The organism is Nocardia sp. NPDC004582, from assembly GCF_053602115.1.
The window spans coordinates 1-14,021 of sequence record NZ_JBSGCY010000158.1; the positions used below are offsets into that span (position 1 = coordinate 1).

16 protein-coding genes are annotated in these 14,021 nt (G+C 69.3%); 9 read left to right on the forward strand and 7 right to left on the reverse strand.

The features are described from left to right. Positions 1-75 precede the first annotated feature (75 nt). The 4 genes from ACWELJ_RS29445 to ACWELJ_RS29460 all read right to left on the reverse strand — a co-directional run bounded on the left by ACWELJ_RS29445 (position 76) and on the right by ACWELJ_RS29460 (position 3,138). Positions 76-345 (reverse strand): hypothetical protein, encoded by a 270-nt coding sequence (locus tag ACWELJ_RS29445; protein ID WP_452369377.1) that lies wholly within the window; start codon positions 343-345, stop codon positions 76-78. A 171-nt stretch (positions 346-516) separates the two neighbouring features. Beyond that, a complete protein-coding gene (locus ACWELJ_RS29450; RefSeq protein WP_452369378.1) occupies positions 517-1,896 on the reverse strand; it encodes a metallophosphoesterase family protein in 1,380 nt (459 codons plus the stop codon). A gap of 134 nt (positions 1,897-2,030) precedes the next feature. Beyond that, positions 2,031-2,501 carry a cyanase gene (gene cynS / locus ACWELJ_RS29455; RefSeq protein WP_357085320.1) on the reverse strand — a complete coding sequence of 157 codons (471 nt, stop codon included), beginning with the start codon at positions 2,499-2,501 and terminating at the stop codon, positions 2,031-2,033. Between the two features lie 28 nt (positions 2,502-2,529). Beyond that, positions 2,530-3,138 carry a carbonic anhydrase gene (locus ACWELJ_RS29460; RefSeq protein WP_452369379.1) on the reverse strand — a complete coding sequence of 203 codons (609 nt, stop codon included), beginning with the start codon at positions 3,136-3,138 and terminating at the stop codon, positions 2,530-2,532. 92 nt (positions 3,139-3,230) lie between these two features. Between ACWELJ_RS29460 and cynR the strand changes: the two genes are divergently transcribed. Further along, positions 3,231-4,190, forward strand: a complete 960-nt coding sequence (gene cynR / locus ACWELJ_RS29465; protein WP_452369380.1) for a transcriptional regulator CynR — start codon at positions 3,231-3,233, stop codon at positions 4,188-4,190. Between the two features lie 6 nt (positions 4,191-4,196). On the opposite strand, the gene ACWELJ_RS29470 is transcribed toward cynR, so the two are convergent. Both ACWELJ_RS29470 and ACWELJ_RS29475 read right to left on the reverse strand, forming a co-directional pair. Next, positions 4,197-4,772, reverse strand: a complete 576-nt coding sequence (locus tag ACWELJ_RS29470; RefSeq protein ID WP_452369386.1) for a M15 family metallopeptidase — start codon at positions 4,770-4,772, stop codon at positions 4,197-4,199. Between the two features lie 123 nt (positions 4,773-4,895). After that, entirely contained in the window at positions 4,896-6,572 is a 1,677-nt protein-coding gene (locus tag ACWELJ_RS29475) for a fumarate hydratase (RefSeq protein ID WP_452369381.1), read from the reverse strand. Positions 6,573-6,787: 215 nt separating this feature from the next. Here ACWELJ_RS29475 and ACWELJ_RS29480 point away from each other — a divergent pair, with 215 nt between their 5' ends. The 7 genes from ACWELJ_RS29480 (at position 6,788) to ACWELJ_RS29510 (ending at position 12,595) form a co-directional block, all read left to right on the forward strand. After that, the gene (locus ACWELJ_RS29480) at positions 6,788-7,288 is read left to right on the forward strand and encodes a MarR family winged helix-turn-helix transcriptional regulator (RefSeq protein ID WP_452369382.1); all 501 of its coding nucleotides are present in this window, start codon (positions 6,788-6,790) and stop codon (positions 7,286-7,288) included. A 165-nt stretch (positions 7,289-7,453) separates the two neighbouring features. Continuing rightward, positions 7,454-8,347, forward strand: a complete 894-nt coding sequence (locus ACWELJ_RS29485) for an STAS domain-containing protein (protein WP_357284127.1) — start codon at positions 7,454-7,456, stop codon at positions 8,345-8,347. Between the two features lie 14 nt (positions 8,348-8,361). Beyond that, entirely contained in the window at positions 8,362-8,751 is a 390-nt protein-coding gene (locus tag ACWELJ_RS29490; protein ID WP_033085409.1) for an STAS domain-containing protein, read from the forward strand. Continuing rightward, on the forward strand, positions 8,729-9,154 hold the full coding sequence (locus ACWELJ_RS29495; RefSeq protein WP_379107213.1) for an anti-sigma regulatory factor: 426 nt from the start codon (positions 8,729-8,731) through the stop codon (positions 9,152-9,154). The genes ACWELJ_RS29490 and ACWELJ_RS29495 overlap by 23 nt, the downstream gene beginning before the upstream one ends. Beyond that, a complete protein-coding gene (locus ACWELJ_RS29500) occupies positions 9,147-9,800 on the forward strand; it encodes a SpoIIE family protein phosphatase (RefSeq protein ID WP_452369383.1) in 654 nt (217 codons plus the stop codon). The genes ACWELJ_RS29495 and ACWELJ_RS29500 overlap by 8 nt, the downstream gene beginning before the upstream one ends. 7 nt (positions 9,801-9,807) lie before the next feature. Further along, positions 9,808-12,117 carry a SpoIIE family protein phosphatase gene (locus ACWELJ_RS29505; RefSeq protein ID WP_452369384.1) on the forward strand — a complete coding sequence of 770 codons (2,310 nt, stop codon included), beginning with the start codon at positions 9,808-9,810 and terminating at the stop codon, positions 12,115-12,117. Between the two features lie 148 nt (positions 12,118-12,265). Continuing rightward, positions 12,266-12,595 (forward strand): STAS domain-containing protein, encoded by a 330-nt coding sequence (locus ACWELJ_RS29510; protein WP_452369387.1) that lies wholly within the window; start codon positions 12,266-12,268, stop codon positions 12,593-12,595. A 105-nt stretch (positions 12,596-12,700) separates the two neighbouring features. Here ACWELJ_RS29510 and ACWELJ_RS29515 read toward each other — a convergent pair whose 3' ends face one another. Further along, positions 12,701-13,738 (reverse strand): LLM class F420-dependent oxidoreductase, encoded by a 1,038-nt coding sequence (locus tag ACWELJ_RS29515; RefSeq protein WP_452369385.1) that lies wholly within the window; start codon positions 13,736-13,738, stop codon positions 12,701-12,703. Between the two features lie 169 nt (positions 13,739-13,907). Here ACWELJ_RS29515 and ACWELJ_RS29520 point away from each other — a divergent pair. After that, the coding region (locus ACWELJ_RS29520) for a cyclodeaminase/cyclohydrolase family protein (protein WP_452369388.1) at positions 13,908-14,021 on the forward strand (114 nt) is incomplete at its 3' end.

Sequence of the window (14,021 nt, forward strand, 5' to 3'; positions counted from 1 at the left end):
GCCGCTGATGCGGCACCGGGGTCGATTCGTCTGCGGTTCAGGTGGATCGGATTCGCCGTGATCCCGTCGATCGGGTCAGCGCCCGTCCGGCCGGGCGGGGTCGGCGGGCACCACGACCGCCGAGCGCGGCTGGGCCGGAGTGCCCGCGTGCTGGAGGTACCCGAGCCAGCCGGTGCCCACGAAGACCGCGAGCAGTACCGCGGTGGGGAGTTCGAAGATCAGCCAGCTGGTCGCGAAGAAGATGTCTCTCCAGGGGTGGACGGGGCGCTGGGCGATGCGGACGGGCGGGCGCTGGTGCCGGAGTGTGCCGTGATTCGAACGGTACTGCCTGCCCTGCCTGCCCACCGTGCCTCCGTTGCTGAAGAAGTGCCGAACCAGGATGTGGAACCCGCGGCGTGCGCACACCGGTGAACGAGCCGTCGCCGTGCGCACTCGCACCAGGCAGTATGCCGAACAGAACGAACATTCGGGTCGTATTGACCGAATATTGCGGTGCGTCGGCCGGATTGCTCCCGACTAACCGGACAAACCCGAAAAATCGCGCAGGACAACGTGATTACGATCGGCACAACTACCCAGGGCGTGATCGGCATGCAGCCCCAGATATTGGCTGCGCGTGCGCGTGCTCCAGCGCCGCGCCGCCTCCGACCGCGTCTTGTAGAAGTTGATCGTGTATCCGCCCTCGTAGACACGGATCAGGGTGTATCCGCCCGGATACTCCTTCACCGCACCCACTTCCAGGAATTCCACGCCGATCCCGGAATCGGGGCGGGTACGCCGATTCCGGTGGGTGTGCCCGCTGTGGTGCAGGAACACCCCGGGCGCGCTCGCGTACAGGGCGTGCAGCGCGGCCGCGTTGGAACGATCGAGGACGAACCCGGGCCCGCCCGGATTGCTCACCGCCGCATGCCGGGTCACCGGGTGGTGGCCGAAGATCAGTGTCGGACGGTCGGGTTCGCCGCGCAGCAGTTCGCGCAGATGGGCCAGCTGCGGCGGGGCGAGGGTGCCGCCGGCGCCGCGCACCCGGGTGGTGTCGAGGCCGATGATGCGCAGTCCGCCGGCGAAATACTCGTGCAGGCGGTCGCGCGGATGGAAGATCGCACCCCAGTGATCGGGCTCGTCCGGGGGACGAACGTCATGGTTTCCCCGGCACACGAAGTAGTCCCGGCCCAGCTCGCCCCAATCGTCGAGCTGGGCGCGGACACCGAGGGCCTGCTCGGCCGTGCCGGAATCGGTCAGATCACCCGCGACGATGAGGTGGTCCGCGGCCCGGTCCGGCAGTCGCAGATCCTCGAGCAGGGCGCTGAGCATGAATTCGGGATATTCGTCGGTGCCGTGGCGCAGGCCCTCGAACAGTCCCGCGAACAGGCCGCTGGCCGGTTCGCCGTAGTGCAGGTCGTTGGCGAGCGCGATGGTGCGGATCAGCCGCCCGGGCGGCGGGGTCGCGGTGGTGAGAATCCCGGTGGATTCCGGTGTTCCGGAACGCCGCGTCACCAGCGTGCGCGCGGGCACGGCCCGGCGGCCGTCGGAGTACGCCTCGAACCGATAGGCGCGGCCCGGTTCCAGACCGCGGATCTCCGCGTAGTGGTAGGCGGTCCGCCGCCCCTCGTACAACCAGGTACGCGGCTCCCCGCGGCCGTCGGCGGGGGCCAGGCGCACCTCGGTGTCGGCGGGGACCGGCCGCAGTCGCCCGGCCCGGTCGCGGGCTCGGGTGGTCCAGGTCAGGATGGCCGAATCAGCGGTCACCGTCACCAGTTCCAGATCCGTGGCCACCACCGTTTCGCGGGGCGTGCGGGTCCGGTCGGCGAAGATCGGGCGCGGCGTGCGCACGGCGACGGCCGCCGCCCCGCTCGCCGCGTTGGCCAGCCACATGGTTCGAAGTCGCGGTTCCAGCATCACATCTCCGTCCGCTGTGCTCCCCCACGCACGACGGTAGGGCGGCCAGTTGAACCGCCCGGTGCCCGGACATGACCGAACGGCTTCCGATTCCGGACATTCGGGCCATGTCCCGGCAACGGGGACGTCGCGACTCAGAACGGCTTGGTCGGCAGGTACTTTCCGTCCAGGGTGATGACCGCGCGCTCGCCGCCCTCGGGGTCGGCGACCTTCTTCACGTCCAGGCGGAAGTTGATCGCGGAGATGATGCCGTCCCCGAACTGCTCGTGCACCAGGGCCTTCAGCGTGGTGCCGTAGACCTGCAGCATCTCGTAGAAGCGGTAGATGGTCGGGTCGGTGGGGACGCCGCCGGGAATCGAGCCGCGCAGCGGGATGGTCTGCAGCAGGCGGGCCGCGTCGGCGTCGAGGTCGAGCAGCTCGGCCACGGCCAGCGCCGACTTCTCCGGCAGCGGGTGCTGGCCCAGGATGGCGGCGGTGGTGAAGGCCGGCGAGAGTCCGGCGGCGTCGGCGATCTGCTGCCAGGTCAGGTCCTTGGCGATCTTGGCGGCGACGGCGGCGTCGGCCAGGGCTTCGCGGGCGGTCGGGTCGAACTGTGCGTGCACCATGGGAGGTTTCCTTTCGAAGGGAGGGGAATCAGGCGGCGAGGGTGGAGAATTCGCCGTCGGCGTCGAGCGCCTCGACGCGCCCGGAGCCGATGTCGTACACCCAGCCGTGCAGGGTCAGGGTGCGCCGGGCCAGGGCCCGGGCCACCGCGGGATGGGTGGCGAGATTGGCCAGCTGTGCCACCACATTGTGCCGAACCAGCACGGATACCGCTGCGGCGCCGGTGATTTCGGGATCGACGGCCGCACGGGCGGCGTCGGCGTGCCGCAGCCAGCCCGCCACCGCGGGCAGGCCGGACAGGTCCTGGCCCTCGGCGAGCGCGGTCATCGCCCCGCACGCCGAGTGACCGCACACCACGATGTCGCTGACCTCGAGCACGCCCAGCGCGTACTCGATGCTGGCGACCACCCCGCTGGCCGCGCCCGGGGTGTGGGGCGGGACCAGGTTGCCGGCGTTGCGGATGACGAACAGTTCACCCGCTTCGGCGGAGGTGATGAGTTCGGGCACCACGCGGGCGTCGGAGCAGCCGATGAACAGCGCACCCGGGCGGTGGTCGCCGGCCAGGCGGGCGAACAGCCCCGCCTTGCCGGGGAAGACATCGCGCTGGAACCGTCCGAGACCGTCGGCGAGGTTCGGCATGGGAACTCCTTCCGAGTGCGGCGGCCCCCTCATCGGGCCGATGCCATTCACCCTGCCCGACCAGTGGCTATAGTGTCCAAGACTCGCTATCGATGGACTCCATTGCTGTCATCTATAGTCGTGCTGTGACCCCGGAACTCCGGCATCTGCGTTACCTGCTCGCCGTCGCCGAGCACGGCAACTTCACCCGCGCGGCCGAGGACCTGCACCTGTCCCAGCCCACACTCTCCCAGCAGATCCGTCAGCTCGAACGCCTGGTGGGGGTTCCACTGCTCGACCGCACCGGACGGTCGGTCCGCCTCACCGACGCGGGTGTGGTGTACGCCGAGCACGCCCGCCGCGCGCTGCGCGAACTGACCGCCGCCGACCGCGCCGTCCACGATGTGGAGGACCTGGCCCGCGGCACCCTGCGCCTCGCCCTCACCCCAACGTTCACCCCGTACCTGGTCGGCCCCCTCATCGCCGAATTCCGCGCCATCCACCCCGGCATCACCCTGGAGGTGAGCGAAAGCGCCCAGGAGGCCATGGAATCCGCGATCCTCGCCGACGACCTCGACCTCGGCATCGCCTTCCTCGGCACGCCCACACCCGGCGTCGAAGCCACCCCGCTCTTCGAAGAGAACCTGAGCCTGGTGGTCGGCGAGCACAGCACCGCCCGCTCCCCCCTACCGATCGCCGACCTCGCCCACGCCGAATTGGCGCTCCTGAGCCCCGATTTCGCCACCCGCGGCCACATCGACGACTACCTGCGCGCCCACGCCGTGACACCCCGCATCGCGGTGCAGGCCAACGCAGTCCAGTCCGTGATCGAAATAGTCCGCCGCACCGGACTGGCCACGGTCCTCCCACCCGCCATCGCCATGGCCTACCCCGGCCTGCGTGCGATCGACCTCGATCCCCCCATGCCGACCCGCACCGTCGCCCTACTCCGCCGCGACCAGGCCTACCGCACAGCCGCGAACCGCGCCTTCACCCAGCTGACCATCGGCTGGGTGCGCGACCGACTGCCACCGCCGCGAATTCCGCTGCAGCAGAACGAAACCCAGCGCTGAGCCTGGTCAGCGCCGGCTGGCGTCGGGGAGGCGGGCCGGGCAGGGGCCGTCGGGGACGGTGGCGAGCTCGAAATGCCACCACTCGTTGTCGTACATGCGGCACAGGCCCCAGTGGGAGCCGTTGGCTTCCAGCCACTGCGCGCCCTCGATCGGGCCCACGTCGATGGCCTGGCCGGTCACATGGGTGGATTCGCCGGGCGGCAACACCCACCGGCGCGCCGCCTCGGGGCTGCCGTAGGTCTGTAAGCCGTCCTCCCAGAGGGCTTCCTGCTCGCCGGGCGTGCGGTAGCCGGAGGTGATCCAGAGGGTGACCCCGACGGCGTCGGCATCGCTCGCGGCGGCGGCGAAGGCCGCGGCCAGCCGGGGATCCAGCCCCTCGGTGCCCGCGGCGATGGCCTTGGCGGAGGGGACGCCCTCGGCGGCTTGGTCCGGAAGCTGCTCGGCGGCAGCGCGAGTCGCGGTCACCACCGTGACCGAGCCGCCGACCAGACCCGCGCTGGCGAGTACGGCCAGCGCCGCCGCCCGCCGGGTTCCGGCGGGCCGTCGTCGCCGCTCGACCAGGTCAGGACCGACCACTCGCATCCGCACGCCTCCAGGTTCGAAGTTCAGCCTCGGGTATACCCGAACCGGACACCCGGTCCGGTCGGTTCGCGGATCTTCGCACCCGCCAGCCGATTCCGCGACTCAGCGCCCGCCCTCCGCCGGTTAGACGCGCTCCTTGGAGCGCTCGCGCACGCGCAGCGCGATCGGCTTCGAGGTCTCGGCGAAGAAGTCGTTGCCCTTGTCGTCGACGACGATGAAGGCGGGGAAGTCCTCGACCTCGATCTTCCACACGGCTTCCATGCCGAGCTCCGGGTATTCCAGGACCTCGACGGACTTGATGCAGTCCAGCGCCAGTCGCGCGGCGGGGCCGCCGATGGAGCCGAGGTAGAAGCCGCCGTGCTCCTTGCACGCCTTGGTGACCTGTGCGGAGCGGTTGCCCTTGGCCAGCATGACGTGCGAGCCGCCGGCGGCCTGGAACTGGTCGACGTAGGAGTCCATGCGGCCGGCGGTGGTGGGGCCGAAGGAGCCCGAGGCGTAGCCGTCGGGGGTCTTGGCCGGACCGGCGTAGTAGACGGCCATGTCGCGCATGTACTGCGGCATGGGCTCGCCCGCGTCCAGGCGCTCCTTGATCTTGGCGTGCGCGATGTCGCGGGCCACGACCAGCGGGCCGGTCAGCGACAGGCGCGTCTTGACCGGGTACTTCGACAGCTCCTGACGGATCTCCGACATCGGCCGGTTCAGGTCGATCTTGACGACGTCGCCGCCGAGGATGGCGTCGGTCTGCTCCGGAAGGTACTGCGCCGGTTCCCGTTCCAGCTGCTCGAGGAACACGCCCTCGGGGGTGATCTTGGCCAGCGCCTGGCGGTCCGCCGAGCAGGACACGGCGATGGCGACCGGGCAGGACGCGCCGTGGCGGGGCAGGCGGATGACGCGCACGTCGTGGCAGAAGTACTTGCCGCCGAACTGCGCGCCGATGCCGAAGGACTGGGTCAGCTTGAACACCTGCTCCTCGAGCTCGAGGTCGCGGAAGCCGTGCGCGGCCATCGAACCCTCGGTGGGCATGTTGTCCAGGTAGTGCGCCGAGGCGTACTTGGCCGTCTTCAGCGCGAATTCGGCCGAGGTGCCGCCGATCACGACCGCCAGGTGGTACGGCGGGCAGGCGGCGGTGCCCAGCGAGCGGATCTTCTCGTCGAGGAACTCCAGCATGCGATCGGGGTTCAGGATCGCCTTGGTCTCCTGGTACAGGAACGACTTGTTGGCCGAGCCGCCACCCTTGGCCATGTACAGGAACTTGTACGACGGCTGCGCGGGATCGCCCTGCTGCGAGTACAACTCGATCTGCGCGGGCAGGTTGTTGCCGGTGTTCTTCTCGTCCCACATGTTGATGGGCGCGAGCTGCGAGTAGCGCAGGTTCAGCTTGGTGTAGGCGTCGAACACACCGCGCGAAATCCATTCCGCGTCATCGACTCCGGTGAGCACGCCCTCGGACTTCTTGCCCATCACGATGGCGGTGCCGGTGTCCTGGCACATGGGCAGGATCCCGCCCGCGGAGATATTGACGTTCTTGAGCAGATCCAACGCCACGAACCGGTCGTTGCCGCTGGACTCCGGATCGTCGATGATCTTGCGCAGCTGCGCGAGGTGCGCGGGCCGCAGGTAGTGGCTGATGTCGTGCATCGCCTCCGCGGTCAGCATCCGCAGCACCTCGGGATCGACCTGCAGGAAGGTGCGCCCGTTCGCCTCGAACGTGCTCACGCCCTCGGTGGTGAGCAGCCGGTACGGCGTGTCGTCCTTACCGATGGGCAGCAGATCCGAGTACAGGAAATCAGGCGCGGTCACGAATCGGACTCCTCGAGCAGGGCTGGGGCTGGTCAGCCGACGGTTCAAGCACAGTGACTCTATCCAGGGCCCGCCGCGCCCCCGCCGACAGGTGGGGTTGCGGGCCCCGCACAGGTACAGGTTGCACCTTCAACCGAGCAGGTGTTACCTGTCCATGATGTGCTTGTCGGCGGCGGGGAGGACTTGGCATGGTGGCGGAACCCGGGAGTGGAACTGTGGCGCAGACCCGTTGGCTCGATGATGTCGAGATGCGCGCGTGGCTCGGATTCGTGTTCACCCGCGATCTGATCGCCGCCGCGGTCGGGCGTGACTCCCTACGCGAATCCAATCTGACCTATGTGGAGTACACGGTGCTGGCCCGGCTGGCCGACGCCCCGGATCATCGGCGGTCCTTCGCCGAGCTGGCGGCGGTGCTGGAGTGGTCGCAGAGCCGGTTGTCACATCAGATCACCCGGATGGAGAAGCGCGGGCTGGTGGCGCGGGAGTCGATTCCCGACGACGCGCGCCGCACCGCGGCGGTGCTCACCGACAAGGGTGTGCACGTGCTCGATTCGGCCGCGCCGGCGCATGTGGACAGTGTGCGCCGCCACATGGTGGATGTGCTCGATCGTGGCCAGCTGGCCGCGCTGGCCGATATCTACGACACCCTGCTGGCCCATCATCGCGGCGCCGAACCCGCACTGAGCCGGGCCGAGACCCGTGAGCAGCACACCTGACACGAAATCGCCTGCCCACCTCGGTTTGGTTTGGCACCCATCGGGTAGTGGGTAAGACTAGGCTCGGCACCGGCTTCCCATGTGGGTCGGCACCGAGCACACGGCTGGCTACGGTCGTGGAAGTGAGCACCCGACCTGGCCTTAGCGAAAGGGGCAGGAGTTTCCATGTCCGACGTGTCCATCGGTCTCTCGGCGGATTCGCTGCCCGCGAATTCCGTCGACAATCTGCTCCCGCAGCTCGTCGAGCACTTGCGGCAGAACCGCACCGAACTGCGCGAGGAGTGGGCCCGTCGCATCACCGATGCCCAGCTGCTCACCGCCATGACCCCCGAGGAGATCTTCTCCGAGGCGACCTCGGTCTACGACAACTACGTCGAGGTGCTCGAGACCGGTAGCGTCGAAGCGCTGCAGGCCTACGCGCGCGACCTGTCCGAACGCATCATCCCGCGAGGCGTCGAGACCGACGAGGTCGTCGGCATCGTGCTCCTGCTGCGAGACGTGCTGGCGCGCAGCCTCTTCGAGAAGTACCAGTCCGACTTCGAGCTGCTCAAGCTGGTGCTCGACGCCTACGAACCGGCCGCGAACCGGATCGCCAACACCGTGGCCGTGTCCTTCGTGCAGGAGCGCGAGCGCGTCATCCGCCAGCAGCAGGAAGCCATCCGCGAGCTGTCCACCCCGGTGCTCCAGGTGCGTGAGCAGCTGCTCATCCTCCCCATCATCGGCGTGCTCGACTCCCAGCGCGCCCGCCAGCTCACCGAGCAGCTGCTGCGCGCCATCCGCGCCAACCGCGCCAAGGTCGTCGTCATCGACATCACCGGTGTGCCCGCGATCGACTCCACGGTGGCCAACCACCTGGTGCAGACGGTCGACGCGTCGGGCCTGATGGGCGCCAATGTCATCATTACCGGCCTGTCGTCGGAGATCGCGCTTACCCTGGTCACCATCGGCCTGGATCTGTCGAAGATGAACGCCGTCGGTGACCTCCAGGGTGGCATCGAGGAAGCGGAGCGGCTGCTCGGCTACGAGGTGTCGCGCGTCACCGATCGCGACGGACGGTAACCAGGGCGGGGCTCATGCCGGTACCCATTCTGAAGCAGGGCACCTATCTCATCGCGTCGGTGCAGTCAGCGCTCACCGACGCCGATACCGAGCGCCTGCAAGACGATCTGATGACCTACGTCAGCAGATATCGCGCCCAGGGCATCATCGTCGATGTCACCGCAATCGACGTAATGGACTCCTTTGCCGCCAGATCGCTGCGTACCATCGCCCACATGACCAAGCTGCGGGGCGCCGAGACGGTCATCGTCGGCCTGCAGCCCGAAGTCGCTTTCGCCATGGTGCAATTGGGACTCACCTTCGAAGGTATGCACACGGCGCTGGACCTCGAGGAAGGCCTGTCGTGGCTGAACAAGAAGATCCATAGTCGCAGCCAAAAAGATGGTCGTGATCGTGGCCGCTGACGACGTGGTGATCGCGGTGACCGTGTCCAACGACATCGTGACCGCACGGCAAGCGGGGCTGGAGTTGGCTGCCAAACTCGGCTTCTCGCTTTCTGACCGCACCATGATCGCTACGGCCATTTCCGAAGTGGCGCGCAACATCACGAGCTACGCGGGCACCGGGGAGATCCGGCTGGGCGTGCAGGATCGTGACGGCCGGCGCTCGATGGTGGTGCAGGCCAAGGACAACGGGCCGGGCATTCCAGACATCCCGCGGGCCATGGAGGACGGGTATTCCACGGGACGCGGTCTGGGCCTGGGTCTTCCGGGCTCGCGGCGGCTGATGGACGGCATGGTCATCAATTCCGAGCCCGGCCAGGGCACCCTCGTCGAAATGTGGAAGTGGGTCCCCAGCGGTGCGTGAGGACGGCAACATCGGCGCGGTCGAATGGGCCGTCGCCGGACGCGCCCTGCCTGGACAACGGGTTTCGGGCGACCGCTCGGTGGTGCTGGACGCGGGTGGCGGCTCGGTGCTCTTCGCCGTGCTGGACGGTCTGGGTCATGGCGCGGCCGCGGCGGACGCCTCGGATCGGGCCGCGCAGGTGCTCGCCGAGAACCGCGCCGAGCCCCTCGATGTGCTGATGCTGCTGTGTCATCGGGCCATGAGCGACACCCGCGGCGCGGCGGTCTCGCTGGCGCTGTTCGATTCTCGCGACCGGGTGCACTGGCTGGGGGTCGGCAATGTCGAATCCCGCATCGTGGCGGCGGCTCCCGGCAAGCCCGCCATCCGGGCCACGGTCCTGCTCTCGGGCGGCATCGTCGGCTATCTGCTGCCGCCCAACCTGCAACCGCAGACGGTGCCGGTGCGGCCGGGCGACCTGCTGCTGATGTCGACCGACGGCATCACCTCGAATTTCGCCGACGCCGTCGACCTGTCCAAGCCGACCTCGGAGATCACCGCCGAGATCCTGGCCCGCCACGCCAAGGACACCGACGACGCGCTGGTGCTGGCGGCCCGCCACCGCGGGCAATCCCATCCCTCCCAACCCATTCCGAGTGTGAAGCCATGAGGCCGTGGTGAGTGCGGTACTGGCCGCTTTCCGCGAGGCGTACGCCGCCGCGCTGCGACTGCACCTGCGCGCCCCCGATCAGAACACCCTCGCGGAGGGCTACGAGCTCGGGCGGCGCGCACTGGTGGAGGGGGTGAGCATCCTCGATCTCACCGAGCACCATTACCGGCTGCTCGAACGGGAGGGGCTGGGCCCCGCACCGGACGGCACCGACCGCAGCGAGGCCGCCCTGGAGTTCCTGCTCCAGACCATGGCGGCACTGGACGTGGCCACCCGCGGCTTCCTCGACGGCACCCGCCGCTACGAGCAACAGCGTTCGCGCGCCGAGGATCTCGCGGGCCGCGACGCCTTCCGGACCGCGCTGGTGGAGTCGCTGCAGGACGGGTTCTTCGTCGTCGACGCCGAGGGCACGCTGATCGAAGTCAATTCCGCGTTCGGCGCGCTCACCGGGTACGGGCCCGACGGCATCCCCTACGCGCTCCCCCATCCGTGGACCGCCCCCGAGTCGCCGCGCTACCCGGATCTGGGCACCGAGGCCGCCCGGTTCGTGATGCCGATCCGGCATCGGGACGGCCGCCGGCTGTGGCTCGCGGTGTCGACGTCCTCACTGGTGAAACCCGAGAACGGGGAACGGGTTTTCGTCGGCACGCTGCGCGACGTCACCGCCGAGCACGATGCCCAGGCCCGCGATCAGGCGGTGTCGCGACTGGCGACGGCGGTCGCCGCGGCCACCAGCGTGGTGGAGGTGCTCACCGTCGGGCTCGAGGAGCTGCGGCGCGCGGTGGGCGCGGAGGCCGCGGTGGTCTCGGTGTGGCCCAACCACCACACCGGGCCGGAACTTTATGTATCCGAGGACAATCGGTACACCGCCGCGGGCCTGGCCCCGCACATCACCCAGCCCATCCGGCGGCCCGGCGGCGGCGAGGCGGAACCGATCGGCGGCGCCGAGTCCCGCCGCGTGCTCGACGCCCGCGCCCGCGCCCTGCTCGACCGCGCCCGATTGCAGCCCGGGCGCAGCATGTTCGCGATCCCGGAGGGCGTGGCCAGTTCCGAGGGCATCGTGGCGCCGCTGGGCGAGAGCGGGGATTCGGCGCTGTGGCTGCGTTTCTCCGCGCCGCGGGTGATCACGCCCGGCGACTGGGCATTGTTCTCGCTGCTGGTCGGGCACCTGAGCCTGGCGGTGCAGCGGGCCCGCAACTTCGATCAGGCCCGCTCCACCTCGCTGACGCTGCAACGCGCCATGCTCGGCCCGATCGAACTGCCGCCGCGGTTCTCGGTGCACTACGAGCCCGCGCTGCCGCCGCTCGAGATCGGCGGCGACTGGTACGACGTGGTGCGCCTCGAGAACGGCGCGATCGGCGTGGTGGTCGGCGACTGTGTGGGCCGTGGGTTGTCCGCGGCGGTGGTGATGGGCCAATTGCGCACGGCCGCACGGGCCCTGCTGTTGCGCGGCGCGGGCCCGGCGCAGCTGCTGGCCGAACTCGACACGGTGGCCGCCCGGATTCCGGGGGCGATGTGCACCACGGTGTGCGCGGCCATCCTGGATCCGGTGCGCGGGCTGGTGCGCTACTCCAATGCCGGGCACATGCCCCCGGTGCTGGCCGAACCCGGCAAGCAGGGTCGGCTGCTCGAGGGCGGGCGCGCGTTCCCGTTGGCCACCTTCGATATTCCGCGCCGCCCGGAGGCCACCACCGCGATGGCGCCCGGCTCGACGCTGGTGCTGTTCACCGACGGCCTGGTCGAGCAGCGCGGAGTCGACATCGACGACCGCTTCGTGGAACTGGCCGACGAATTATCGCGCGTGGCAGCGCAATTGCCGCGTGAGGTGGCCGATTCGGTGCTGTCGCGGCTGCGCCCCACCGGCGGTTACGACGACGATGTCGCCATGGTGGTGTACCGGCAGCCGCCGCAGCCGCTGCGTCTGGACGTCCCCGCCGACGCCCGGGAGCTGTCGCAGCTGCGGCGCGCACTGCGTACCTGGCTGACCGCCGCGGCCGTCCCGCACGATCTCGCGGTGGATCTGGTGTCGGCGGCCAACGAAGCCTGCAGCAACAGCATCGAGCACGCGTATCTGGGCGGCGAGCCGGGCCGGGTGCGGCTCTGCGCCGACAGCGGCATGGACACCCTCACCATCGAGGTGTCCGATTCCGGCGTGTGGCGGCCGCTGCCCGCGGATCCGGGCAACCGCGGCCGCGGGATCGCCATGATGCGCGCGCTCACCGATCAGCTCGATATCGACCATTCCGGGCCGGGCACCCTGGTCCGGATGTCGGTGAGACTGGTGGCCGCGTCCTTCTCGGCGGCCGGGAGAATGTGAATCAGGGCCTGTCGCCAGGTCTTCGGCAGGCGGCTCACCTGCGAGCCAGTGCCGATGTGGCAAACGATGCAGCACGAACGGACGGATCATGGCAGATTTGAACAACGTGACCACTAATTCCGCAGACGGCCACCCCTTCGCCGAAACGATGACCACCTCGGTCACCCGGACCGACGAGGCCACGGTCCTCACCGTGACCGGCGAAGTCGATCTGGCGACCGCCTCCGCCCTGGAGAGCGCGATCGACGTCGCCCTCGCCGCCCAGCCCGCCGCGCTCGTCATCGATCTGACCGCCGTCAGCTTCCTCGCCTCGGCGGGGATGGCGGCCCTGGTCAGCGTGCACAAGCGCGCCGGCGGCACCCGCCTGGTGGTGGTGGCCGACGGGCCCGCCACCAGCCGGCAGCTGAAGATGACCAGCCTGGACCAGGTGTTCTCGCTGCACTCCACCCTCGACGACGCGCTCAGCTCGCTGCGCTGAACCGGTGGGCCCGGCGTGTGTGGCGCCGGCCCGCTGCAGCCCCGAGACGACGAAAGCCGGGTCCGGTTCTCTCCGGACTCGGCTTTCGTCATTCGTGCGTAGTGGTCAGAGGAGCTCGCGCAGCTGCTCGATGAGCTTCACGCGCTCGGCGGCGGTGCCCGCCATCGGTATCACGTTGAGGACGGTGACACCGGCCTCGCGGAACGCGGCGACCCGCTCCTTCACGAACCCGGCCGAACCGATCAGGTTGATGTCGCGGACCAGATCGTCCGGCACCACCTTGGCGGCCTCTTCCTTGCGGCCGGCCAGGTACAGCTCCTGGATGCGGTCGGCCTCGGCGCCGTAGCCGTACTTGGTGGCCAGCGCGTGGTAGAAGTTCTTGCCCTTGGCGCCCATACCGCCGATGTAGAGGGCCAGGTGCGGCTTGATGCCCTCGCGCCAGCCGTCCACATTGTCGCCGATGGCCAGCGCCGGACCGGCGTAGATGTCGAGGTCGCCCCGGGCCGGATCACGCTTGGCCAGACCGGCTTTCACCGAATCGCCCCAGACCGCGTCGGCCTTCTCCGGCAGGAAGAAGATCGGCTGCCAGCCCTCGGCCAGCTCCGCGGCCAGCTCGACGTTCTTCGGGCCGAGCGCGGCCAGCAGCACCGGGATGTTGTCGCGCACAGGGTGATTGATCAGCTTGAGCGGCTTGCCCAGGCCGGTGCCCTGCCCCTCGGGCAGCGGGATGTTGTAGTACTTGCCGTTGTATTCCAGGCGCTCGCGCTTCCACACCTTGCGGCAGATCTCGAGCACCTCGCGGGTGCGGCCGATCGGCGCGTCATAGGGCAGGCCGTGGAAGCCCTCGATCACCTGCGGGCCCGAGGCGCCCAGGCCGAGGATGTAGCGGCCGTCGGAGACGTAGTCCAGCCCGGCCGCGGTCATGGCGGTCAGCGTGGGGGTGCGGGTGTAGAGCTGCAGGATGCCCGAGGCCAGCTGCACTCGTTCGGTCTTCGCCGCGAGGTAGCCGAGCGCGCTCACGGCGTCGAACGAATACGCCTCGGGCACGAACACGATGTCCAGGCCGGCCCGTTCGAGGTCGGCGACCTCGGCCGCGGTCTCCTTGAAGCCGTCGGTGTAATTGATCGACAGTCCGATACGCATGACCCGGACAATACCCAACTATTTGCATACTGACAGCGGGTGGGTTGCCCCATTCTCCGACCGACTGCGGGCGGGTTGCCGGTGACGGCTCCGCGACCGGTACCGTAGGCGGCGAAATCACCCGAAAACCGGGTAATGCCAGCAGGACTGCCAAGGGAGGCCACCCCGCATGACTCAGGACACCACCACGTTCGGTGACTCGACGCTGCGGGGGTACCTGGACCAGCTGGCCGCCAAGGTGCCCGCGCCCGGCGGCGGCGCGGTCGCGGCGCTGCACGCGGCG